This is a genomic window from Tenacibaculum sp. TB-56 (genome assembly GCF_059716275.2).
In genome coordinates, this window is sequence record NZ_CM201367.1 from 2,454,209 (window position 1) to 2,477,396 (window position 23,188).

19 protein-coding genes and 1 pseudogene are annotated in these 23,188 nt (G+C 32.4%); 8 read left to right on the forward strand and 12 right to left on the reverse strand.

Annotated features, from left to right (window positions below; translation table 11 throughout):
* Nucleotides 1-173: 173 nt before the first annotated feature.
* Nucleotides 174-1,229 carry an IS110 family RNA-guided transposase gene (locus AC3VI6_RS11750; protein ID WP_497704953.1) on the reverse strand — a complete coding sequence of 352 codons (1,056 nt, stop codon included), beginning with the start codon at nucleotides 1,227-1,229 and terminating at the stop codon, nucleotides 174-176.
* A gap of 239 nt (nucleotides 1,230-1,468) precedes the next feature.
* Here AC3VI6_RS11750 and AC3VI6_RS11755 point away from each other — a divergent pair, with 239 nt between their 5' ends.
* Entirely contained in the window at nucleotides 1,469-2,200 is a 732-nt protein-coding gene (locus AC3VI6_RS11755) for a DoxX family protein (RefSeq protein WP_497706332.1), read from the forward strand.
* A 62-nt stretch (nucleotides 2,201-2,262) separates the two neighbouring features.
* Here the strand turns inward: AC3VI6_RS11755 and AC3VI6_RS11760 are convergent.
* Nucleotides 2,263-3,228, reverse strand: a pseudogene (locus AC3VI6_RS11760) (IS110 family RNA-guided transposase).
* A gap of 350 nt (nucleotides 3,229-3,578) precedes the next feature.
* Between AC3VI6_RS11760 and AC3VI6_RS11765 the strand changes: the two are divergent.
* A complete protein-coding gene (locus AC3VI6_RS11765; RefSeq protein WP_497706333.1) occupies nucleotides 3,579-4,076 on the forward strand; it encodes a hypothetical protein in 498 nt (165 codons plus the stop codon).
* Nucleotides 4,077-4,120: 44 nt separating this feature from the next.
* Here the strand turns inward: AC3VI6_RS11765 and AC3VI6_RS11770 are convergent, their stop codons facing one another.
* Together AC3VI6_RS11770 and AC3VI6_RS11775 are read right to left on the reverse strand one after the other, a co-directional pair.
* The gene (locus tag AC3VI6_RS11770) at nucleotides 4,121-5,299 is read right to left on the reverse strand and encodes an aspartate aminotransferase family protein (protein WP_497706334.1); all 1,179 of its coding nucleotides are present in this window, start codon (nucleotides 5,297-5,299) and stop codon (nucleotides 4,121-4,123) included.
* A 5-nt stretch (nucleotides 5,300-5,304) separates the two neighbouring features.
* Nucleotides 5,305-6,948: an OstA-like protein gene (locus AC3VI6_RS11775; RefSeq protein WP_497706335.1), complete on the reverse strand. Its 1,644-nt coding sequence runs from the start codon at nucleotides 6,946-6,948 to the stop codon at nucleotides 5,305-5,307.
* A gap of 138 nt (nucleotides 6,949-7,086) precedes the next feature.
* Here AC3VI6_RS11775 and AC3VI6_RS11780 point away from each other — a divergent pair, with 138 nt between their 5' ends.
* On the forward strand, nucleotides 7,087-8,520 hold the full coding sequence (locus AC3VI6_RS11780) for a pyridoxal phosphate-dependent decarboxylase family protein (RefSeq protein ID WP_497706336.1): 1,434 nt from the start codon (nucleotides 7,087-7,089) through the stop codon (nucleotides 8,518-8,520).
* Nucleotides 8,521-8,548: 28 nt separating this feature from the next.
* Here the strand turns inward: AC3VI6_RS11780 and AC3VI6_RS11785 are convergent, their stop codons facing one another.
* The 5 genes from AC3VI6_RS11785 to AC3VI6_RS11805 form a co-directional block, all read right to left on the reverse strand.
* Nucleotides 8,549-9,082, reverse strand: coding sequence for a DUF1572 family protein (locus tag AC3VI6_RS11785; RefSeq protein WP_497706337.1), 534 nt, complete (start codon nucleotides 9,080-9,082; stop codon nucleotides 8,549-8,551).
* A gap of 34 nt (nucleotides 9,083-9,116) precedes the next feature.
* Nucleotides 9,117-10,388, reverse strand: a complete 1,272-nt coding sequence (locus tag AC3VI6_RS11790; RefSeq protein ID WP_497706338.1) for an adenylosuccinate synthase — start codon at nucleotides 10,386-10,388, stop codon at nucleotides 9,117-9,119.
* 25 nt (nucleotides 10,389-10,413) lie between these two features.
* On the reverse strand, nucleotides 10,414-10,863 hold the full coding sequence (locus AC3VI6_RS11795) for a Fur family transcriptional regulator (RefSeq protein ID WP_028892056.1): 450 nt from the start codon (nucleotides 10,861-10,863) through the stop codon (nucleotides 10,414-10,416).
* Between the two features lie 162 nt (nucleotides 10,864-11,025).
* A complete protein-coding gene (locus tag AC3VI6_RS11800) occupies nucleotides 11,026-13,242 on the reverse strand; it encodes a RelA/SpoT family protein (RefSeq protein WP_497706339.1) in 2,217 nt (738 codons plus the stop codon).
* A gap of 455 nt (nucleotides 13,243-13,697) precedes the next feature.
* A complete protein-coding gene (locus AC3VI6_RS11805; protein ID WP_497706340.1) occupies nucleotides 13,698-14,621 on the reverse strand; it encodes a sterol desaturase family protein in 924 nt (307 codons plus the stop codon).
* Between the two features lie 123 nt (nucleotides 14,622-14,744).
* Between AC3VI6_RS11805 and rpsF the strand changes: the two genes are divergently transcribed.
* The 3 genes from rpsF to rplI are packed head-to-tail and all read left to right on the forward strand — an operon-like array spanning nucleotide 14,745 to nucleotide 15,848.
* The gene (rpsF, locus tag AC3VI6_RS11810; RefSeq protein ID WP_028892049.1) at nucleotides 14,745-15,086 is read left to right on the forward strand and encodes a 30S ribosomal protein S6; all 342 of its coding nucleotides are present in this window, start codon (nucleotides 14,745-14,747) and stop codon (nucleotides 15,084-15,086) included.
* A gap of 3 nt (nucleotides 15,087-15,089) precedes the next feature.
* A complete protein-coding gene (rpsR, locus tag AC3VI6_RS11815) occupies nucleotides 15,090-15,386 on the forward strand; it encodes a 30S ribosomal protein S18 (RefSeq protein ID WP_028892048.1) in 297 nt (98 codons plus the stop codon).
* Between the two features lie 15 nt (nucleotides 15,387-15,401).
* Nucleotides 15,402-15,848 (forward strand): 50S ribosomal protein L9, encoded by a 447-nt coding sequence (rplI, locus tag AC3VI6_RS11820; RefSeq protein WP_274635017.1) that lies wholly within the window; start codon nucleotides 15,402-15,404, stop codon nucleotides 15,846-15,848.
* A 482-nt stretch (nucleotides 15,849-16,330) separates the two neighbouring features.
* Here rplI and lysA read toward each other — a convergent pair whose 3' ends face one another.
* From lysA to AC3VI6_RS11835, 3 genes are all read right to left on the reverse strand, one after another.
* Complete coding sequence (lysA, locus tag AC3VI6_RS11825; protein ID WP_497706341.1) at nucleotides 16,331-17,536, reverse strand: diaminopimelate decarboxylase; 1,206 nt, start codon at nucleotides 17,534-17,536, stop codon at nucleotides 16,331-16,333.
* 283 nt (nucleotides 17,537-17,819) lie between these two features.
* Nucleotides 17,820-19,058: a peptidase T gene (gene pepT, locus AC3VI6_RS11830; RefSeq protein WP_497706342.1), complete on the reverse strand. Its 1,239-nt coding sequence runs from the start codon at nucleotides 19,056-19,058 to the stop codon at nucleotides 17,820-17,822.
* A 72-nt stretch (nucleotides 19,059-19,130) separates the two neighbouring features.
* A complete protein-coding gene (locus AC3VI6_RS11835) occupies nucleotides 19,131-20,201 on the reverse strand; it encodes a DUF3810 domain-containing protein (protein ID WP_497706343.1) in 1,071 nt (356 codons plus the stop codon).
* A 127-nt stretch (nucleotides 20,202-20,328) separates the two neighbouring features.
* Here AC3VI6_RS11835 and dnaB point away from each other — a divergent pair, with 127 nt between their 5' ends.
* Both dnaB and AC3VI6_RS11845 read left to right on the forward strand, forming a co-directional pair.
* The gene (dnaB, locus tag AC3VI6_RS11840; protein ID WP_274635283.1) at nucleotides 20,329-21,843 is read left to right on the forward strand and encodes a replicative DNA helicase; all 1,515 of its coding nucleotides are present in this window, start codon (nucleotides 20,329-20,331) and stop codon (nucleotides 21,841-21,843) included.
* 147 nt (nucleotides 21,844-21,990) lie between these two features.
* A complete protein-coding gene (locus AC3VI6_RS11845; RefSeq protein ID WP_497706591.1) occupies nucleotides 21,991-23,175 on the forward strand; it encodes an asparagine synthetase B in 1,185 nt (394 codons plus the stop codon).
* The last annotated feature ends 13 nt before the right edge of the window (nucleotides 23,176-23,188 follow it).

Sequence of the window (23,188 nt, forward strand, 5' to 3'; positions counted from 1 at the left end):
ATATGTGATCAACTCTATTGGTCGTCACCAGCATCTGTATGATTATAAGTTATAATAAGTCCAGCCACTTGCTATAAAAATGTGATCTTCGGGTTAATTTTGAAGTCACCCACGTTGTTTTGTGATATGGACTCTAAATACTTCTTTTCTGAGCTTTGTTATTGATTTATATACTATTCTATAACTCCTATCTCATAAGGAGTCTCTGTTTTGATAACGGCCAAAGTTCTACTAAGTAACTTACGAGCTATCTTTATGATTATCTTCTTAGTATCCTTACCATAATGCTTTCGGTAATAATGCTGCATCACTGGGTCTGTTCGAATCGCCTGCCATGAGGCTTCTATAAAATATGATCGCATTAATCGATGTGCTCGTGGCGTTATACCTATCGTTTTATAATTATCACCACTCTGATAAATACCTGGAGCTAACCCTACATAACCTGCCAAGTGTTTTATGCTATTAAACCTGCGTAAATCTCCTAATTCACTAATAATTCCACAAGCTACAATTCCACCAATACCCGGTATGCTTCTAAGCAAATAATAATCTTTCTTAAAATGCTTACGACAATAAGCTCTTAACTGATTACTAACTAAACGTAAATCTTCATCTACAAATCGAAAATAACGCATCCTACTCTCTAAGCTTGCTTTTGCTATTGCATATTCAAATATTATATCATCTAACCACCCCCGAAAACCATGACTCCAATGGTCATTATCGTACTGTTCTGGAACTTTTATTCCAAAGTAGAGCAACTGCATTTTTATGTAACTCTTGATACGTCTAAAATCCTTTACCAAATCATTACGCCTACGAAATAAACTACGCAAAGCTTCACGATGCTCATCGGGCACATAAATACTACTTAATCGACCATCTTTCAATTCTCTACTAATCAACTGTGCATCTATACGATCGGTCTTTGTAAAACGCTCTTTCCCCTTACGATGGATATCGGCAGGATTAACTACTAAAGAGCGCCAGCCATAACTCTCAAAACAACGATGGGCATAATAGCCACAACATCCTGCCTCATAAGCTGTACTTACATCATATCCCGAAAAATGTCTATCAACATAAGCTTTCAATTGCAAAGGGTCTGGTGGCATACTAAAACTTTTGCCAGAAAATAGATCTGTTGAACAATGAACTTTCCAGCTGCGCTTGTGTATGTCAATTCCTATATATAATTTAGTGTCGGCAGTAATTTGAGTATTCATATCTTTATGTTTTTGTGAACTTTAAAGATACTCGTCTTACTGCTTTTTCATGGATGCTATAGTTCATTGCTTCTGACTTTCCTCGCGTAAAGTCCTCGCAAATTTGCTATATTCGGTTTACGGCGGAAAATCCTCGCGGATTTTCAGTTTGGTGTGTACTTGCAAAGTTTAGTGCTAAACCACGCAACTACTCATAGCCGAGACCGTTATGTGCGTAATCTAATAAAAATCGTGAATAATTGAACAATCTGACTAAATTCGACCAATTTTACCTGAAAATAAAAGCAAACAGATGGTATTGGTATTTTTCAATTTTTTGCCGACTGACTTTAGCTCTAGGATTTATAGTTGCGGGAATAACAAAAATAATTGACGAACGATTTGCTAGCGGATTGTCGGAAATTCATCCGATGGGAGCATATCTAACTGCACTGCATCGCACAGGATATTATTATCACTTCATTGGTTATGCTCAAGTTTTTTCAGCCGTTTTATTGCTAGTACCTCGAACTGTCACTTTAGGAGCAATACTCTATTTTCCAATAATAGTGAATATTTGTATTCTTTCTTTCGCTGTACGATTTGAAGGTTCATTTATTTCTGCACCATTAATGGTTTTAGCAAATTTGTATATTCTCGTTTGGAATTATGACAAGTTAAAATATATTTTACCATTTAAAAATATACCAGATTATGGTATTGTAAAGCGACCAAAAAAATGGAACAATAAATTCCCATTTCTGTTTTTTGGTGGAGTTGCTTTAACCTTTGGACTTACAATTTTAATATTTCTAAAAGGATTTGATATTATGCCAAGAAATTCATTATCCGATTGTAAAAAACAATATGCTAATACTAAATATGAGAATATTGGAAATGAATTTTGTGAGTGTATTCATTCAAAAGGCAATGAGTTAGATGACTGTTTAGAAAATTTTTCGGAAAATAAAAAAAGAATGGAAAATAATTAAAAGCGGAAAAGACTACGCATAACAAAGAACTGAGGTAAAAAACAAGTAAATTTTATACTTTTTTAAACCAAAGTACTTTTATAATTTGCATCATAAGGCAAACCACTTTTTACTATTGCAAAAGCTTGTTTTAGTAGCTTATTACACACCGCTATTAAAGCAAGTTTTTTACTCTTACCCTTAGCTACAATTCGGTCATAAAGTTCTCTACATGTTTTGTTGTATTTTCAAGCATTAAAACTACACATAAACAATAAATTTCTAAGCTTTGGATTACCCATTTTACTTATTCGAGGTCTTCCTTTTATACTACTGCCTGACTCTCTAATAACAGGAGTTATACCTGCGTAACTGCACAGCTCCTTTGCCGAAGTAAAGCGCTTAAATCCATCGGTAAAAACTAATAACATTAATGCTGTTTTACCCCCTATTCCTGGAATTGACTTTAATAAAGTCAATTCTTCTTGATAGCTCTTTTTTACATTCTCTAGCAACAAATCTTCTAATTTAACCATCTCTTTTTGTATATTTTTTAGTTGCCTTTTTAAGGAACTAACTACCAATTTTGATGGAGTTCCTAATACTGATTCGCCATGAAGCTTATTCTTTAATTGAGTAGATTGTTTCGTATAAACACTCAACAAACGTACTATTTGTAAACATTCTTGTTGTTCCTTGCTTTCTCCTTTCCATATAGAAGGGGCTTGACTTACACCATAATTATATAGCTGCTTTGCATCACTCTTATCCGTCTTTACTTTTGATAAATTCATTTGAATAAAACGTTTTATCTTCAACGGATTTTCTACTGATACCAAAACTCCTTTTTCTGTTAAAAAATAAGCTAATCGTACATGATAATACCCTGTGGCTTCCATTATACAATGAGTTAAATCACTTGTGATTAACAACAGCTCTTTAAAGCCTGATGAATCATTTTTAAACTGATACCAATTACCTTGATAATCATACACATCTAAAACATCTTTACTTACATCGATTCCTAAAAATTGTTTATTTTTACTCATAAGAAAAAAGGATTGGAAAGAAAAATAACTACTATCAATTCAACAACTTGAAATCGAGATCTTGGTCTCACAGAACTGAACGAATTTAAAGTAGTAAAGCGTAGGGATTATCAATGTTGACGAAATCTAGGTTTCAACGTATATCATAACCTTACTCTACGCTTTTTTCTTTCTGGTTTTTATTACTAAAGTTAAACAATTGCTAACTTAAGATGTATAAAATTAATTGTTAGTGCATATCTTTCTATAGAAAACCTTTTGGTTTTCAGGTTGGTATGTACTTGCAAATTTAAAAAGAGTAAATTACGCTAATACTCATAAACTAAACTGTTAGGTAATTCAACTAGACTATGATTATACGAAAAGAAATAAAAAATGATAATGAGCTTTATTTGTATTTTAATGGAAAATTAATTTACAAAAGGTGGTTGAATTTAGGTTACGGAAAAGTTTTTGATACATATGCTTTTGGAAAATATACTGATTATAGTATAACAGATTTTGATCTAGAAGAAACACCAGAATTAATTCATGTAAAAGCGAAACTAAAATTAATGTCTACTGAAGAAGGTGGTCGAAAAACAGGGATTAAAAGCGGATATAGACCTAATCACGTTTTTGAATATCAATCAAATGGACAGTTTAAGTATTCATACGTGGGAGATATTCAATTTGACGAAAACGAATGGATTTTGCCAGGAGAAACTAAAGAAGTTTTGATTAGATTTTTATCAAAACAACCAATAGACGAATACATGAATATAGGAAGAAAATGGTGGATTCACGAGGGACCAAACAAAATAGGAGAAGCAGAAGCAATTGAAATTCAATTTCCAATAAATGAATAGAAAATTACTTACAACGATATAAGATGCTATTGAGTCAAATTTTATTATAATTTATCCAATTCACTTGCAATAAGATCACATCCTTTTTTTAGTTCTTCATCAGAAATAGTTAGTGGAGGCGTAATACGAATTGCTTTTCCTTCAAAAAGTAGCCAGAATAAAATCAAGCCTTTGTCTAAACAGTTTAAAATTACTTGTGAGGCAGCTTCAGGAGTATCTACTAATAAAGCAAGCATTAATCCTTTTCCTCTAATTTCTTTAACCGCAGGATGATTTTTAAAGGCATTACGAATAATTTTTTCTTTTCGTAAGGCTTCTTTCATTAAGTTAGAGGAAGTGATTTCTTGTACGGTCGCCAATCCAGCACTCGCAATTATAGGATGTCCGCCAAACGTAGTAATATGTCCTAATTTCGGGTGCTCTTTTAAACAGTTCATCACTTCAGAAGAGGCAATAAAAGCCCCGATTGGCATTCCGCCACCCAAACCTTTACCCGTAATGATGATATCTGGAGTAACGTTGTAATTTTCAAATCCCCAAAATTTTCCTGTACGTCCGACTCCAGATTGGATTTCATCTAAAATCAATAAGGCACCAACCTCTTCACAGCGTTGTTTTACTTTTGTTAAATAATTATTTTCAGGTTCAATAAACCCTGCACCTCCTTGGATGGTTTCTAGTATAACACCCGCTGTATTGGTAGTGATTTTTTCTAAATCTACTTCGTTGTTATATTCAATAAACTTAGTTCCTGGAATTAACGGACGAAATGCACGGTTTTGTTGCTCTGCTCCGCAAACACTCATAGCACCTTGCGTATTTCCGTGGTAGGCGTTTTTAGCGGCAATAATTTCACTTCTACCAGTAAAACGTTTGGCTAATTTTAAAGCACCTTCAGTAGCTTCGGTACCAGAGTTTACCAAATAAACAGACGAAAGGTTAGGAGGTAAGGTCGCTGCTAAGGCTTTGCACAATTCTACTTGTGGTTTTTGAATGAATTCTCCATACACCATTACGTGTGTATATTGTGCTAACTGATTTTTTATTGCCTCGTTTACCTTTGGATGATTATGTCCTAAACTATTGGCAGAAACTCCCGCAACGAAGTCTAACATAGCTTTTCCGTTGCTGTCATAAATATAACTACCGTTAGCATGTGAAATTTCAATAGCTAAGGGATGCGGAGTAGTTTGTCCTTGGTGTTTTAAAAAATCGTCTTTCACAGGAATTATTTTAATTCTTTAAGATTTGGTTTTTTTCGCTCTTTGCTCTCTTTTTTAGAAGATTCCTTTAAAAAGTTTTCTTTTGCTTCTTTTACAACGTCTAACTCCTTTTTTTCTCTTATTGGAGCAGTGTTAGTGGTCTCTTTTATAAAAATGTCTTCAATACTTAAGGGTTGTTCATCACCACGCCATAAAAATCCTTTAAATTTATGTTCTTCTGAAGGGAATTCAGAGGGAGGGTAGGTGGTTCCTTCCGATTTTTTAAAGTATTTGGTTTGCGCAATTTGTCCGTCTTCTAAAATAAACTCAATATCACTTGCTATTTCTTTGGTAATGGTTTCAAGCTTATGCGTTTCATCATTATTATTGAAGTATAACGATTCAGCATTACCAATAACCATCATCGTGCGTAGTTCATCATCTTCAAACTTTCCATAGATATTTCGCCCTTTTATTTGGTTGAAATTTTCTTTATGAATTGAATCTTGCTGAATCATAAAAGCATTTTGAAGTACTTTTAAGGAATCTAGCTTATTGGTTTCTTTATTGGTTAATAATTGAATGCTATCTCCTGTAATTTGACTGTTTTTAGACCATAAAATAGGTCTTTTAAACATTCGTGTTAGCCCTGTTTCTTGGCTGGTGTGAATAGAATCGCACTTTCCTTGTAGATCCGATTTGAATATTTTTACGTTGTTAAAAATACGTGCAATTCGTTTTTCAGGTTTTCCGGTAAGTAAAATTTTATCACCAGCAACGTGCATCGAATCTTTTTCAAAAACAGAAATAGCAACGGCTCTATCAATAATGAATAAAGAATCTTTCTGCTCGTATAACTCTGCATAGTTTCCTTTTGCAACCATGTTCTGAACAGTATCAACCACTTTGATGTTGTTGGTAGCAGAAGCAAAGCCTTTTCGTTTATCATAATATAAACTGTCGGCAGAAACAGTACGTTCTTTTAAAAATAACTTGGCATTTTTTACGAAGTAAGAAATATCGGTATTGGTGTCGTAAAAACCTCTTTCAGAATATACTTTGGTGCTGTCTTTTAAATTGGTAATGGTACTAGACCCATATAAATAGGCTAACTGTGTGTTCGTATAATAATCTAAATGATCAGATTCTAAATGATTTTCAGGGTTAAGAACTGTTACTTTTGATTGCGCTGTGAATTTTTTATCTTTTAAAAGATAGGTTCCTTTTACACTTTTCAGCGTGTTTTTGGTGTCTTTAATCGTTCCACCACTAGGGTAATATAATATTTGGTTGATTCTATCAAAATGAAGCGTATCGGTTTTTAGCGTCATTTCTTTATCGTTAATTTCTACATTTCCCCAAGATTTCGCTTTTTTCGTATTTCCGTCATACGTAGCAAAATCACTGTATTGAATAATCGTGTCTCCTTGTTCAATTACTACTTCACCAATGGCTTTAAATAAGTTTTTGTCTTTATATAATAAGGCTCTTTGGCAATCTAGCGTAGCACCTTCGTGCGACATTTTAACTTTTCCTATCAATATAGTAGCTCCAGGGTATTTATTTTCATCAGCAGTTGCTTGTTCAGTAGAAAGGATTTTAATTTTTTTTGTTTGAGAAAAACTTACAACAGAGAATAATATAAAAGCTAGTAGAAATAGTTTTTTCAAAATAATACGATTTAATGCACAAAAATAATGAAAAGAACATGCCAAAATCTTAATAAAGAAATAAAATTATCAAGATAAATAAAAGGCTGTCTTTTAGTAAATGGTTAATTTTGTAGCAAATTAAAAAAACATAAAGATATGAGCGCTCATTTTGATTTATCAAAAGAAGAGATGAAATCTTACGGATATAAAATAGTTGATATAATTGCTGAACACTGGGATACTCTAGATCAGCAAAAACCTGTTGCAAGTGCTACCAGAAAAGAAATGGATAGTATTTTCTTACAAGAAGCACCTGCAGAAGGTATGCCTGCTGAAAAAGTGTTAGACTTTGTGATGGATAACGTAATGCCTAATAGTACCGTTGTTTCGCACCCTAAAGCTTTTTCATTTGTACCTGGTCCTAGTAACTTTATTAGTACGATGGCTGATAGTTTAGCTACAGGATTCAATATTTTTTCTGGTGGATGGATGGTTTCTCCAGCGGCAGCTGAGTTAGAAATTGTAACGATGAACTGGTTACTTAAAATGTACAATTTCCCTGTTGAAAAAGGAGGTGGTATTTTTACTAGTGGTGGTTCTATGGCAAACTTAACCGCTCTGGCTACAGCAAGACGTTTAAAGTGTGGAGATGACTTTTCAAAGGCAGTTATTTATTTGTCAGATCAAGCACACTCTTCAAACATTAAAGCGATTCGCGTTTTAGGATTTAAGAAAGAACAAATTCGAATTTTACCTACAGATATCGAATTCAGAATTAGTATCAACAAGTTAAAGAATGCGATAGCAAAAGACAGATTAGAGGGCTTACAACCATTTTGTTATATAGCTTCAGCTGGAACAACGAATACAGGTACTGTAGATCCTTTAAATGATATTGCAGATATTTGTGAAGAAGAAAATCTTTGGTTTCATATTGATGGAGCTTATGGTGGAGCAGCAATCTTATCTGAAAAAGGAGCTAAGGCTTTACGAGGTATAGAACGAGCAGATTCGTTGACGGTAGATCCGCATAAATGGTTTTATCAACCTTATGAAATAGGTTGCTTATTAGTAAAAGATTCTTCTTGGTTAAGTAATACATTTAGTGAAAAACCTGAGTATTTACGTGATATAGAAGGAAATGAATCTGAAATTAACTTTTATGACTACGGAATTCAGTTAACAAGACGTTTTAGAGCGTTGAAATTCTATATGTCTATTAAAACTTACGGATTAAATGTTTTCAAAGAAGCAGTAAGTTATAATATTCAATTAGCAGATGATGTAGAAAAGATGTTACGTAAAAGTAGAAACTGGGAAATTATTTCACCAGCTACCTTGGCGGTTATTAATTTTAGATACAACCCTATCGGATTAAACTTATCAGAAAAAGAATTAGATGAGTTAAATCAGAAAATATCTCAAAGAATTATGGATTCTAGAGAAGCATTATTAGTTACTACAATACTTAACAAGCAAGTAGTATTAAGAATGTGTTTAATTAATCCTAAAACCACGATGGAAGATATTAAAGAAACACTTTTATTGTGTAATAAATTTGGAGAGGAAATTTTAAATAGCAAGAAATAAAAAAAGGGAAGTTGATTAACTTCCCTTTTTAATTTGAGTTTTTTTCAAATTGAGCTTGTATAAACTCTTTAGATTTTCCTTTGGCAATAGAAGCTGTTTGCCATTTATCATTTAAAATCATTTTACCTACATAAGCAATTTGACCAATATGATAAGGGAAATGAGCTATTTGCCTCGTAATACTTTCAATTAATTTAACTTGTTTGTTTCTGATTACTATTGGGTGATTAAAATTCTCTTCATTTAAAGAGTTTAAGGCAGAGAACAAGCAATTCCATCCTTTTTCCCAGTGATCTATTAGTTCTTCTTTAGTTAAGTTTTGTGGCTCAAACTCAGCTTCTCTATCTCTCCAATCTTTTTCTCCATCAGAGGTGAAAAAATCAGTCCAACGAGATAGCATATTTTCTGACATATGAACAATAATAGCAACTATACTGTTGCTTTCTTCATTATACTTCCAGTGTAAATCTTTTTCTTCAAGTTGAGCAATCGTTTTATCAGCAACTTCTTTGTACGATTTAAATTGTTCTGTAATATTGTCTAAATATTCTTGTATCATCATAAAAAAAGGAGCTCTTTAAGAACTCCTTTTAAATTTATTTGTTAATTGTCTGTTTTCTATCAGGACCAACCGAAACGATCTTTACAGGTACACCTGTTTCCTTTTCGATAAACGCAATGTAATCTAATAAGTTTTGAGGTAACTCATCAGCAGAAGACATTTTTGTTAAATCGTCTTCCCAACCTTTAAACTCAGTATAGTTAACCGTTACGTTTTCTGGCTCGATGTTATATGGGAAATGAGAAATTTCTTCACCTTTATAGTTGTATGAAGTACATACTTTTAAGGTGTCAAAACCAGATAATACATCACCTTTCATCATCATTAATTGCGTAACACCGTTTACATCAACAGCATATTTTAAGGCAACCAAATCTAACCACCCACAACGACGAGGACGACCAGTTGTAGCACCAAATTCATGACCAACTTTCGCCATAGTAGCTCCGTCTTCGTCAAATAATTCAGTAGGGAAAGGTTCAGAACCCACACGAGTAGTGTATGCCTTAAAAATACCGAATACCTCACCAATTCTGTTAGGAGCAACTCCTAAACCAGTACAAGCACCAGCAGCGGTAGTGTTTGAAGAAGTTACGAATGGATACGTACCAAAATCAATATCTAATAACGACCCTTGAGCTCCTTCTGCTAAGATAGTTTTACCTTCTTTAATAGCGTTGTTTAAAAACTCTTCAGAATCGATAAATTGTAATGTTTTTAATTTATCAATACCTCTAGAAAATTCAGCTTCTAACTCATCTAAATCGTAATCGATTTGTACATCAAAGTATGCTAACATACTTAAATGTTTTTCAGTTAAAGCTCTATATTTTTCTTTCCAGTTGTCTAATTCTAAATCACCAACACGCATTCCGTTTCTACCAGTTTTGTCCATGTAAGTTGGTCCAATTCCTTTTAATGTAGAACCGATTTTTGCTTTTCCTTTTGAAGTTTCAGAAGCTGCGTCTAATAATCGGTGTGTAGGTAAAATTAAGTGTGCTTTACGAGAAATTAATAATTTAGATGTATAATCGATATTGTGTGCATCTAAATTTTCTAATTCTTTTTGAAAGATAACAGGATCGATAACTACTCCGTTACCCACCACGTTTAAAGCTGTTTTATGAAAAATTCCTGAAGGAATTGTGTGTAATACGTGCTTGTTTCCGTCAAAAATTAAGGTATGACCTGCGTTAGGACCTCCTTGAAAACGAGCAATAATATCGTAGTTTTTTGTTAATACGTCTACAATTTTACCTTTTCCTTCGTCTCCCCATTGTAAACCAAGTAATAAATCTACTGCCATTTAGTGTGTTGTTAAGTGTATGTTTTTATTTGTTGTTTCTCTTTGTTCCGTAGAAATAAAGTGAGTGATTGTGAATATCAATATCAAAAACATCTTCAATTGTTTTTTTGATGATTTGAATTCGTGGATCGCAAAATTCTTTTACCTCACCAGTATCTGTAAGAATTACATGATCGTGATTTTTATCGAAGTAACTTTTTTCATAACGCGCCATTGATTGTCCGTCAAACTGATGTTTACGAACCAATCCACAATCCAATAACAAATCCATCGTATTGTATAGCGTAGCTCTACTTACACGATAGTTTTTGTTTTTCATTTTAATATACAAAGATTCGATATCAAAATGCTCATCAGCATCGTAAATCTCTTGTAAAATAGCATAACGTTCTGGTGTTTTACGATGCTTGTTTTCTTCTAGAAAAGAAGTAAACACTTTTTTTACAATTTCTTGATTTTCTGCTGAATTACTCATTTATTTTAAAATTTTACTCACTAATTGAGATATACGATTCAAATATTTGTACTTATTAAAATGTATCTTTAATAAAAATCACATACGCTTATTTGCGATTTGAATTAAAGGGCAAATTTACGTTTATTTCTTGATAAAAAAACAACGATATTAAAATGATGTTTATAAAGTATTAACACGTTCAACTTTTTGTACACCTTCTACTTTTTTCATGCTACCTATTAACTTCTCTAATTGGTTTTTATTTTTTACACTTAACGATAGTTTTCCATCAAAAATTCCATTATCTCCAGAGATGTTAATGCTATGGATAAAAACATCCATACTGTTAGAAATTATTTTGGTAATGTTGTTAACAATTCCTTTATTATCAATACCTGAAAGGTGTAAAATAGCAGTAAATTCTTGCTTAGTAGAATCAATCCATTTTGCAGGCATGATTCTGTAGGCGTAATTTGACTGTAAAGAAATTGCATTCGGACAATCATTTTTATGCACTTTAATTCCTTCATTAATAGTAACAAAACCAAAAACTTTATCACCAGGAATAGGAGAACAACATTTTGCTAGCGTGTAATCCAACGTTTGTTCTTCTTTACCAAAAACTAAAGCATCATATTTATTAGTAACTTCTTCTTTTTCTAAAATTTCTTTAGAAGGATTTCTACGGAAGGTATTTTTGATAAAGCCCATAAAGCTACTGCTTCTTTGAGCAACAAACTGTTTAAGTTGTGTATTATCTATAGCGCCATTACCTACACGATAAAATAAATCGAAGCTGGTTTTTAAACCGAAATAACTAGCAAGTTCATGTACTACCTTTTCGTTATAATTAATTTTTAAATGACGTAGTTTACGTTGTAAAATAGCTTTTCCTTCTTCAGCTATTTTCTTTTCTTCTGCTTTTAAGGCAGATTTAATTTTAGCACGTGCTCTGGCAGTTAACACAAAATCTAACCAACGCACATTCGGTTTGTTGTTAGCAGCAGTAAGAACTTCTACCTGATCACCACTTTTTAATTCATGACTTAAAGGCACTAATTTACCATTCACCTTTGCACCACGACATTTTAACCCTACATCGGTATGTACAGAAAAGGCAAAATCTAGCGCAGAAGCTCCTTTAGGAAGTGATTTTAGTTCTCCCTTAGGAGTGAAAACATAAATTTCTTTAGCATAGAGATTAAGTTTAAAATCTTCAACAAAATCTACAGCATCTAAACTTTGGTTTTCTAAACTTTCTTTTAAACGGTTTAGCCAACCATCTAAACCATTTTCTTGAACATTTCCTTGTTTGTATTTAAAATGGGCAGCATATCCTTTTTCAGCAATTTCATCCATTCTATTTGAACGGATTTGTACTTCAACCCATTTTGCTAGTGGGCCAATTACGGTAATGTGTAAAGCTTCGTATCCTGTAGATTTAGGCTGAGAAATCCAATCGCGTAAACGAGCAGGGTTTGGTTTGAAAAAGTCTGTTACAATCGAGTATATTTTCCAAGCATCGAATTTTTCATCACCCGAAGTAGGTTCATAAATAATTCGAATAGCAAATTTGTCGTAAACCTCGTCAAAAGTTACGTTTTGCTTACGCATTTTTCTACGAATAGAGAAAATTGATTTAAAACGTCCTTTTATATCGTAATTAAACCCTTCTTTATCTAAGGCTTCTTTTAAAATACCAGTAAAGCTATCAATATACTTTTGTTGATCTTCTTTGCTTTCTTTGATTTTAGTTAAAATATCTTGATACACATCTGGCTCAGTATATTTTAAACCTAAATCTTCCAACTCAGTTTTAATGTTGTATAAACCTAAACGGTGGGCAAGAGGCGCATAAATGTACAAGGTTTCAGATGCTATTTTTACCTGCTTATGAGGAGGCATCGAATCCATGGTTTGCATGTTATGCAATCTATCCGCAATTTTGATCAAAATTACCCGAACATCATCATGTAATGTGAGTAACATTTTTCTGAAATTTTCAGCTTGTATAGAGTAGTCTTGCTCTTGTTTTAAATTCGATATTTTAGTTAAACCACTAACAATACGGGCAATGTTTTCTCCAAACAAACGCTCCATATCATCAATCGTATAATGTGTATCTTCAACAACATCGTGTAGTAAAGCTGCAGCAATAGAAGTAGCTCCCAAACCTATTTCGTCAGCAACAATTTTGGCAACGGCAATAGGATGGTATATATAGGGCTCTCCTGTTTTTCTTCGCTGTTTAGAATGTGCTTCTACAGCAATATCAAAAGCTTTACGAATCAGTTTTTTATCGTCTTCTGATAATGTTTGATACGTACCTTTTAATAATTTTTTATACCTACTAGCTATCTCTTTGTTCTCTTCTTCTATCGTTACATTATAACTCATACATTAAAAGCTCTTATTGGGTTTTTATGATCTAAAATAAAAGTAGTACAAAGAATTATATTGAGCAAGTTTTGAGAGTAAATGTTTACGGTTAGTTTTTTGCTTTTATAAACGATAATAACTACTAGAAGCAGAAATAATAATTATAGAGAAAGAACTAAAAATAATGTGCTAAACTACGTGTTGTTATTGCTTGATTTTTCAAATTATTGATTTTTAATGGAATACAATTTAATAAGAGGTTTTTCTAGTTTAGGAGTTAGTGAAGTAGGGATAAGTTAGTGAAACACTTAACTATATATTAAAATAATCTTAAAATTAATAACATCTAGGTTTTTTCCTGTAAGAATATTTATAGAGAAGGCGTAAATTTGTGGTATAATTCAGAGGAGCTGACTTTACAGTATAAGTCCCCCTGAAATATCATTTAAAGATGATATTCGAACCTCCAGCATTTAAAAAAAGCTGGAGGTTTTTTTCTTTTTAAGTTTTATTTTCTTGTTTGTTCTCCCATTCCTGCGTAAATCGGCAGAAAGTTTTCCTGTTCCGTCATGTTTCCATCCAGGAGGTTTTATAAAATATAAAAGCCTTTTTCCAATAGAAGTTTTACTTCTAAATACATCGGTAAACATGTTGTACCATTCAATAAAAGCAACCTTTATAGGGTTATAGGTGTTAATATTTGTTACCAAACCATATACAGGCTTTTCAACTTCTGGTTCAAAAGTACCGAAGAGTTTATCCCAAATAATAAAAATTCCAGCGTGATTTCTGTCTAAATACTGTGGATTGGTAGCATGATGTACACGGTGATGACTAGGCGTATTAAAAACAGCTTCAAACCATTTAGGCATTTTGTCAATCAATTCAGTATGAATCCAGTACTGATAAAGTAAACTAATACTCATTTGAGTTAATATCATAAGAGGATGAAAACCAATAATGGCTAACGGAGCCCAAAAGATAAAGGTATAAAAGCTTCCAGACCATGTTTGACGTAAGGCAGTACTTAAATTGTATTTAGTTGAAGAATGATGTACTACGTGACTTGCCCAAAATAAACGGCTTTCATGTGCAATTCTGTGATTCCAATAATAAGCAAAATCTTCAGCAAATAATAAGATAATCCACGACCACCAAGCAAATGGAATGGTAAATAAACGATATTGATATAAAAAAACAAATACACCTAAAATAATTCCTTTAGTAAGCAATCCTACAAAAACATTACCCAATCCCATAGTAATTGAAGTAGCAGCATCTTTAAATTCATAATCTTCTAATTTCACTTTAACGGTTAAAATAACTTCAATAATTACTGTTAAAATAAAGAAAGGAATAGCGTAATGAATTAGGTTAGGGATTTCAGGAATTTGCATAAATAAGTTCGTTTAGTTACAAACATACACAAAATCATGAAATTATTTAAAGTTAAGAGTTTGTTTATGCAGTAAAAAGCAGTATATTTGCAGGCTTAAAAATAAATTTTAAATAATTTAATTATGAATCATTACGAAACTGTTTTCATTTTGAATCCCGTTTTATCTGAAACTCAGATAAAGGAAGCAGTAAAGAAGTTTGAGGACTACTTACTTTCTAAAGGTGCAGAAATGATTTCTAAAGAAGATTGGGGCTTAAAGAAGTTAGCTTATCCAATCGAGAAGAAAAAAAGTGGATTTTACCACTTATTTGAGTACAAAGTAGCAGGTGAAGCAATCGCTCCGTTTGAATTAGAGTTTAGACGTGACGATAGCGTTATGCGTTATTTAACTGTAAAGTTAGACAAACATGCTGCAGCTTGGGCTGAAAAGAGAAGAGAACGTGTTAAATCTGCAAAAAAGTAAGAAATGGCATCTATAGAACAACAAGCAAAAGGAAATAAGCAAGGAGAAGTACGTTACTTAACTCCGCTTGATATTGAAACTAAGAAAGAAGCTAAATACTGTCGTTTCAAGAAAAACGGTATTAAGTACATCGATTACAAAGATGCAGACTTCTTAATGTATTTAGTAAACGAGCAAGGTAAAATTTTACCAAGACGTTTAACAGGAACATCATTAAAATATCAACGTAAAGTGGCTCAAGCTATCAAAAGAGCTCGTCACTTAGCTTTAATGCCATACGTTGGAGATATGTTAAAATAATAAAGAAGTAGAAACATGGAATTGATATTAAAACAAGACGTAGAAAACTTAGGTTTTAAAGACGATATCGTAACTGTTAAGAATGGTTACGGACGTAACTACCTAATACCTCAAGGATATGCAATTTTAGCTACTTCTTCAGCTAAAAAAGTATTAGCAGAAAACTTAAAGCAACGTGCTTATAAAGAAGCTAAATTAATTGAAGATGCTAACAAGTTAGCTGAAACTATTAAAGGTTACGAATTAAAGATTGCTTCTAAAGTAGGTTCAGGTGATAAATTATTTGGTTCAGTTAACAACATTGATGTTGCAGAAGCTTTAGTAAAAGCTGGTACTGAAATCGATAAGAAATTTATCAAAGTTACTGGAGGTAACGTAAAAAGATTAGGAAAATACAACGCTGCTGTACGTTTACACAGAACTGTTGTAGCTGACATCGTGTTTGAAGTAGTTGCTGAATAGTAACTAAATAAATACTTGTTAATAAAGTATAAATCCGCTCAACTGAGCGGATTTTTTATTTCTTAAATTATAGAAATATTAGATTTCCAGATGTTGCCCCTACTAGTTATGTACCTGATTATTAACAAGCTTCAATATATTTATTTACACCTAACTCAAACAAAACGTTTGGTTATGATTCAAGTTTATTATCTCAATGGCAAATGCAGTTAGGTTTACGATATATTTTCTAAATTAAAACTTTAATATACCTTAATTTAAATACAAAATGGCTTTCAAAATTAAAGGCTGTTTGTTATTTAGGGTGTTATTCTTATAGAAAAGGGGATTTTCCTATGATAATTATAAAATATTTCAATGATATTTGTAGTGTAAATAAAGATAGGGGACTTTAATTACAACGTTTTAAAATATAGTCTTTGAGGGGTTGATTATATTTTAAAAAAGCTCTGACCCAAAAAGGTCAGAGCTTTTAATTTTTATTATAATGTAATGTTTTCTTGATTTCTAAGAATATCTTCTATAGTTTCTCTTTTTCTAATTAAGTAATCTTTTCCTTTATAAATCATTACTTCAGCAGGTTTGTATCTAGAATTGTAGTTAGATGCCATCGAGAAACAATAAGCTCCTGCATTATGGAAACATAAAATATCTCCTTCAGAAATTTCATTAATTCTTCGGTTAGAACCAAAGGTGTCTGTCTCACAGATATAACCTACTACACTATAAAAGCGTTCTCTTCCTTTCGGGTTAGAAATGTTTTCTATGTGATGGTATGAGTTATAAAACATTGGACGAATTAAATGATTTAAACCGCTATCAATACCAGCAAATACAGTAGACGTAGTTTGTTTAATCACATTTACTTTCGCTAAGAAATAACCAGCTTCACTAACTAAAAACTTTCCAGGTTCAAACATTAAAGTAACATCTTTACCATAATCTTTACAAAATTGATTAAATCTAACCGATAGTTTTTCTCCTAACTCTTCAATATTAGTAGAAATATCATCTTTTTTATAAGGAACTTTAAATCCACTACCAAAATCTACAAAGTCGATGTCTTTGAATTGCTTAGCTACGTCAAATAAAATTTCAGAAGCACGTAAAAAAGTATCAATATCTAAAATATCAGAACCCGTATGCATGTGTATTCCATTAATATGCATTCCTGTATTTTCTACTACTCTTTTTATATGAGGTACTTGGTGAATTGAAATTCCAAATTTAGAATCAATATGCCCAACAGATATTTTACTATTTCCACCTGCCATAACATGTGGATTAATACGAATACACACAGGTATTGTTGGATGCTTTTGTCCAAATAATTCTAAAATAGATAAATTATCAATGTTAATTTGAACACCTAACTTAGCAACATCTTCTATTTCTTGAAGAGAAACACCGTTAGGAGTGTAGATAATTTCATGAGGTTCAAATCCAGCTAATAAACCTAATTTAACTTCCTGAATAGAAACTGTATCTAATCCGCTATTAAGCTTATTAAACACCTTTAATATATTAATGTTAGATAACGCTTTTACTGCATAATTAATTTTTACATTTTTCACTTTTGAAAATGCAGAGGTAATCTTCTTGTATTGAGAAATGATTTTTTCAGTGTCGTAAACATACAAAGGAGACTGATACTTATCTGTCAACTTTAAAAGGTCTCGTCTATTCATTTAATTATTATTTGCCACAAAAATAGATAGGTGTTGTTTTGCAAAAAATTAAATAAAAGAAATATACAAATTTGTGTTTTTTTGTGAAATAAGGGGTTTTTAAGATAGGTAAAAGGGAATTTTCCTGTTTCTAAGCTTTTTAAAAAGGTACATATTTGTGGTGAAATAAAGTTAAGGGGATTTATTTCAAAAACTATGATATTTTCTTTAAGGGGTAGATGATATCATTTAAAAAAAACTCTAGCTGCAGCTAGAGTTTTTAATTTTATAACGTAGTAATAGATTATTGGAATTTTACTGCTACTTTTTGAGCAATACCAACAATAACCTCACTAGCTTTTACAATACTTTCTGCAGGAACGTATTCATAACGTCCGTGGAAATTATGTCCACCAGCAAAAATGTTCGGACAAGGTAATCCTTTGTATGATAATTGAGAACCATCAGTACCACCACGAATAGGTTTGATTAACGGAGTGATTCCCATATCTTTCATTACCTCTTCAGCAATATCAACAATATGCATTACCGGGGTTACTTTTTCTTTCATGTTGAAATATTGATCTTTAATCTCAACAGAAACTAATTTTTGTCCACGTTTAGCATTCAATACTTCAGCTAAATCTAACATAGCTTGTTTACGATTATTGAATTGATCCATGTCGTGATCTCTAATAATATAGTGTAAAGTTGTTTTTTCAACTTCACCTTGCATGTGGTGTAAATGGAAGAAACCTTCGTAACCTGTAGTTTTTTCTGGTACTTCATCTTCAGGTAAAGCATTGATGAACTCACTAGCAATTAACATAGAATTGATCATTTTTCCTTTCGCGTATCCTGGATGTACAATTTTACCATTAATAGTAACTGTTGCTCCAGCAGCATTAAAGTTTTCGTACTCTAATTCTCCAATCTGACTTCCGTCCATTGTGTAAGCCCATTCTGCACCAAATTTTTCAACATCAAACATATGAGCTCCTTTACCAACTTCTTCATCAGGAGTAAAGCAAATACGGACTTTACCGTGCTTAATTTCTGGGTGTTGGATTAAGTATTCCATCGCTGAAACAATTTCTGTAACTCCAGCTTTATCATCAGCACCTAATAAAGTAGTACCGTCAGTAGTGATGATTGTTTGACCTTTGTATTGTAATAAATCCTCGAAATAATCAGGAGATAAAACGATGTTCTCTTCCTTGTTTAATAAGATATCTTTACCATCGTAATTCTCATGAATTTGAGGCTTAACATTAGCTCCTGTAAAATCTGGACTAGTATCTATATGAGCAACAAAACCAATAGTTGGCACTTCGTAATCTAAATTACTAGGTAACGTTGCCATTAAATAACAATTCTCATCTAATTCAACATCTTCCATTCCTATTTCCTTCAATTCTTTTTCAAGAACTTTGGCTAAGTCCCATTGTTTTTCAGTACTAGGAAAAGCAGGATTGTTAGGGTCACTTTCAGTATCAATAGTTACATACTTAATAAATCGGTCGATTATATGTTGTTTGTTCATCGTAGTATTTTTAAAGCCTCAAAAATAGCTATTTCAAATGTATTTAGTGAAGTGAAATAAGATGAATTTGTGTTAATATTCATTTTTAAAATAAGCAATCAATAAATCGACAACATAGCTATACGATTGTATTCCTTTTGATTGATTGTTGGCTTTTAAATAAGAATTGTACCCTTTTTTTAGGTAAGGTTCAATAGGGTTTTTAAATTGTTGCCAATGTACGTAACTAGCTTTATAATCTTTATAAACACCTTCATTTAACGTTTTAGCCAGTTCTTTCCCTAATTCTTTATCTCTTTTATACACTTGACGAATACAATAGTTGTAAGCCATACGGTAACCAGAATATTTAAAGTAGAGGTCATCATTTGCTACAGAAGCTAAAAACCCCAAAAAATTAGCATCATTTTCTGCTGCCCAGCCAATTTGGTGTGCTATTTCATGACAGGTAGTAGCTGGATAACCTGTTTTAGGAATCATATCATTTACTTGAGCTTCTCCAGTTATTGGATTAATATATCCTGAAGTTCCATTGTACGATTGAAATAAACTTACCAAAGAACTTTTTATTGATGAAGTTTGATAATTTAACTGTGGATAAATGATTGATAACGATTTAAAACCATTAGGAGCCAATTTATATATTTCTTTTTGAGAATAAGGAACTATCACTTTTACAGAATCGTTAGAGGTAATTTGTAGGTGAACAGCGTTTAATTCTTTAATAATATGTTCTGTTGTAGAAACTAATTCTTCGGTAGTGTAGTTGGATTGCTGTAAGCCTAAATTCTTAGCTAAAGGCTCTCTAAAATAATTTAACCCCCAAAAAGCATAAAAACAAAAATAAATTATTGATAAAGTAATGATAAAATTTAGTAATTTGGAAAACGAGTTTTTAAATCGGTTTTTTATCAAACTGTATAAAGCTTTACAAAAAACAATAATTAAAAATAAACCTAATGCATCACCAAATGAAAAAGGAATCCATCCCAGAATAGTCCGAAAAAAATGGGAAAGATATGGATAAATACCATTGCTATAATATTGCTCAATCCACAGTGGTTTTTGACTTAATAATTGTACCAAAACAATTTGAATCGGAAGTATCAACGCAATATAAAAATGTCTTTTTTGAAGCTTCATAAGCCCAAAAATAAGAAAGTTGATACGTTATCAACAAGTTAATAACACTTTTGTTTGCAAAATTGTGCAAAAAGAAATTTAAGAAATGCACCTACAAATATCATCTTAAAAATATACATTTGCTGCCATGGAAAGAACCCAATCTCTTAAAGGAACAAAAATTGATAAAGCTAGAATTATTAGCTTAGAAAAAGGAAAATTACCACCACAAGCCTTAGAATTAGAAGAAGCTGTTTTAGGAGCTATGATGATTGATAAAAAGGGTATTGATGAAGTAATTGATATTTTGCATCCTGAGGCTTTCTATGACAAAAGACACCAAGAAATTTATGCAGCAATCTATGCATTATTTCAAAATTCAGAACCAATCGATTTACTTTCGGTTTCTAATCAGTTAAAAAAGAACGGAAAGTTAGATATAGCAGGAGGAGATTTTTACTTAATTGGATTAACGCAAAAAGTAGCTTCTTCAGCGCATATTGAATTTCACTCGAGAATTATTCTTGAAAAATACATTCAAAGAAGATTAATAACCATTTCTTCAGAAATTATCGAAAACGCCTATGACGAAACCATGGATGTTTTTGATTTATTAGATGATGCCGAAGGAAAACTATTCGAAGTTACACAAGGAAACTTAAAAAAGGGAGCAGAGAGAGCCGATTCTTTAGTACAACAATCCATTAATAAAATCCAAGAAATTTCTACCAAAGAAGGAATGAGTGGTTTGGCAACTGGTTTTACCAAATTAGACGCACTTACTTCTGGTTGGCAGCCTACCGATTTAATTATTATTGCAGCACGTCCTGGTATGGGTAAAACGGCATTCGTAATTTCGATGGCGAAAAATATGGCGATTGATTTCGGACATCCTGTAGCATTATTTTCGTTAGAGATGTCTTCGGTACAGTTAATTACGCGTATGATTTCTTCGGAAACAGGATTAACTTCTGAAAAATTACGTAAAGGAAATCTAGAACCACACGAATGGGAGCAATTAAATGTAAAAGTTAAAAACCTTTCAGAAGCACCTATTTTTATTGATGATACACCTGCCTTGTCCATTTTCGATTTACGTGCTAAAGCACGTCGTTTAGTATCGCAACATGGAGTTAAAATACTAATTATTGATTACTTACAGTTAATGACAGCTGGTGGAGCAGGAGGTAACCGTGAACAAGAAATTTCGACGATTTCGCGTAACTTAAAAGCACTAGGTAAAGAATTAAATGTACCTGTAATTGCACTTTCTCAGTTATCACGTGCGGTTGAAACCCGTGGAGGAAGTAAGCGTCCGTTATTATCCGATCTTCGTGAATCGGGAGCGATTGAGCAAGATGCAGATATTGTATCGTTTATTTACCGTCCTGAATACTATGGTATGACAGAATGGGATGATGATGATCACTCACCATGTGAAGGTCAAGGAGAATTTATCGTAGCAAAACACCGTAACGGTGGATTGGACAATATCCGTTTGAAGTTTACAGGACACTTAGCAAAATTCTCAGATTTAGAAGAAGGATTTAGTAGTGAGTTCCAATCGAGTATGAACTCTGGATTTAACGATGAAGTAGCGTCAAGTAACTTCGCTTCACCAGAAGATGCTTTTGGTCCGAGTGACGATGATGTTCCGTTTTAGACTTTAAATAAAACTTAAAATATGATAGAATACACAATTGCTTCAAAGTAATTGTGTATTTTAGTTTTTTAAATGAAGCAATTTACATACATACTCACTTTTTTCTTGTTCTCAAACACGATTTGGGCTTCCTTTATTTATGTGCCAATGAGTAATGAAAATCAGAAAAATCATTTAAAGGCGTATGGAATTGTGTATTATGCACTCCAAAATGGATTAAAAGCAAAATGGTTGTTAAATTATGATGGTGGCGCTTTTTTAATTGAAAACAACGAAGCGGTTGAAAATGAGTGTAAAATCCGAGGTGTTTCCTATCAAATTATTTCAGATGCTAAATCACAGTTAATTTTAGAAGAAATTTCTTCACCTTCAAAAAATCAAGAAGCGGTAACTTTAGAAAAAGCTCCGAAAATAGCGGTGTATTCTCCTAAAGATAAAATGCCTTGGGACGATGCGGTAACCATGGTGTTGACCTATGCAGAAATTCCTTTTGATGTAGTATACGATGAAGAAGTATTAAATGATAAACTGTTATTGTATGAATGGCTACACTTGCATCATGAGGATTTTACAGGACAATATGGACGATTTTATGGTGCTTTTAGAACCGCACCTTGGTATATTAAACAAAAGAAAGATGCAGAAGCCTTAGCTACCAAGTTAGGTTATACTAAAGTGTCAGAAGAAAAAGGTGCCGTAGCTAAAAAAATACGTGATTACGTAGTTGGTGGTGGATTCATGTTTGCCATGTGCTCAGCAACCGATAGTTTTGATATTGCCTTAGCAGCTGATGGAGTAGATATTTGTGAAGCAATGTTTGATGGTGATGCTTCAGAGCCTAATTATCAATCTAAAATAGATTTTAATAAAACCTTTGCTTTTAAAGATTTTGAATTGATTCGTAATCCGACTACGTATGAGTTTTCATCAATAGATATGACTCGAAAACGAAGAATAAGAAAAGAAGTAGATTACTTTGTTTTAAAAGAGTTTTCTGCAAAATGGGATCAAGTACCGACCATGTTAACCCAAAATCATACCATGTTAGTGAAAGGTTTTATGGGACAAACAACATCGTTTGATCCTAATACTATAAAATCTACAGTTATTGTTTTAGGAGGAAATAAAACCAATGGAGAAGGACGCTATATTCACGGAACCAAAGGAAAAGGAATGTTTACCTTTTACGGAGGTCACGATCCTGAAGATTACCAACATAGGGTAGGAGATCCGAAAACAGAATTAGATTTATATCCAACTTCTCCAGGATATCGTCTAATTTTAAACAATGTACTGTTTCCTGCAGCTAAGAAGAAAAAGCAAAAAACCTAATAAAAGTAATTGC

What these genes read in the sequence shown, in the direction of transcription:
- AC3VI6_RS11750 (WP_497704953.1), bottom strand. Translation starts at nt 1,229, where the DNA reads ATGAATACTCAAATTACTGCCGACACTAAATTATATATAGGAATTGAC.
- AC3VI6_RS11765 (WP_497706333.1), top strand. Translation starts at nt 3,579, where the DNA reads ATGATTATACGAAAAGAAATAAAAAATGATAATGAGCTTTATTTGTAT.
- AC3VI6_RS11780 (WP_497706336.1), top strand. Translation starts at nt 7,087, where the DNA reads ATGAGCGCTCATTTTGATTTATCAAAAGAAGAGATGAAATCTTACGGA.
- AC3VI6_RS11785 (WP_497706337.1), bottom strand. Translation starts at nt 9,082, where the DNA reads ATGATGATACAAGAATATTTAGACAATATTACAGAACAATTTAAATCG.
- AC3VI6_RS11790 (WP_497706338.1), bottom strand. Translation starts at nt 10,388, where the DNA reads ATGGCAGTAGATTTATTACTTGGTTTACAATGGGGAGACGAAGGAAAA.
- AC3VI6_RS11795 (WP_028892056.1), bottom strand. Translation starts at nt 10,863, where the DNA reads ATGAGTAATTCAGCAGAAAATCAAGAAATTGTAAAAAAAGTGTTTACT.
- AC3VI6_RS11800 (WP_497706339.1), bottom strand. Translation starts at nt 13,242, where the DNA reads ATGAGTTATAATGTAACGATAGAAGAAGAGAACAAAGAGATAGCTAGT.
- AC3VI6_RS11805 (WP_497706340.1), bottom strand. Translation starts at nt 14,621, where the DNA reads ATGCAAATTCCTGAAATCCCTAACCTAATTCATTACGCTATTCCTTTC.
- rpsF (WP_028892049.1), top strand. Translation starts at nt 14,745, where the DNA reads ATGAATCATTACGAAACTGTTTTCATTTTGAATCCCGTTTTATCTGAA.
- rpsR (WP_028892048.1), top strand. Translation starts at nt 15,090, where the DNA reads ATGGCATCTATAGAACAACAAGCAAAAGGAAATAAGCAAGGAGAAGTA.
- rplI (WP_274635017.1), top strand. Translation starts at nt 15,402, where the DNA reads ATGGAATTGATATTAAAACAAGACGTAGAAAACTTAGGTTTTAAAGAC.
- lysA (WP_497706341.1), bottom strand. Translation starts at nt 17,536, where the DNA reads ATGAATAGACGAGACCTTTTAAAGTTGACAGATAAGTATCAGTCTCCT.
- pepT (WP_497706342.1), bottom strand. Translation starts at nt 19,058, where the DNA reads ATGAACAAACAACATATAATCGACCGATTTATTAAGTATGTAACTATT.
- AC3VI6_RS11835 (WP_497706343.1), bottom strand. Translation starts at nt 20,201, where the DNA reads ATGAAGCTTCAAAAAAGACATTTTTATATTGCGTTGATACTTCCGATT.
- dnaB (WP_274635283.1), top strand. Translation starts at nt 20,329, where the DNA reads ATGGAAAGAACCCAATCTCTTAAAGGAACAAAAATTGATAAAGCTAGA.
- AC3VI6_RS11845 (WP_497706591.1), top strand. Translation starts at nt 21,991, where the DNA reads ATGAGTAATGAAAATCAGAAAAATCATTTAAAGGCGTATGGAATTGTG.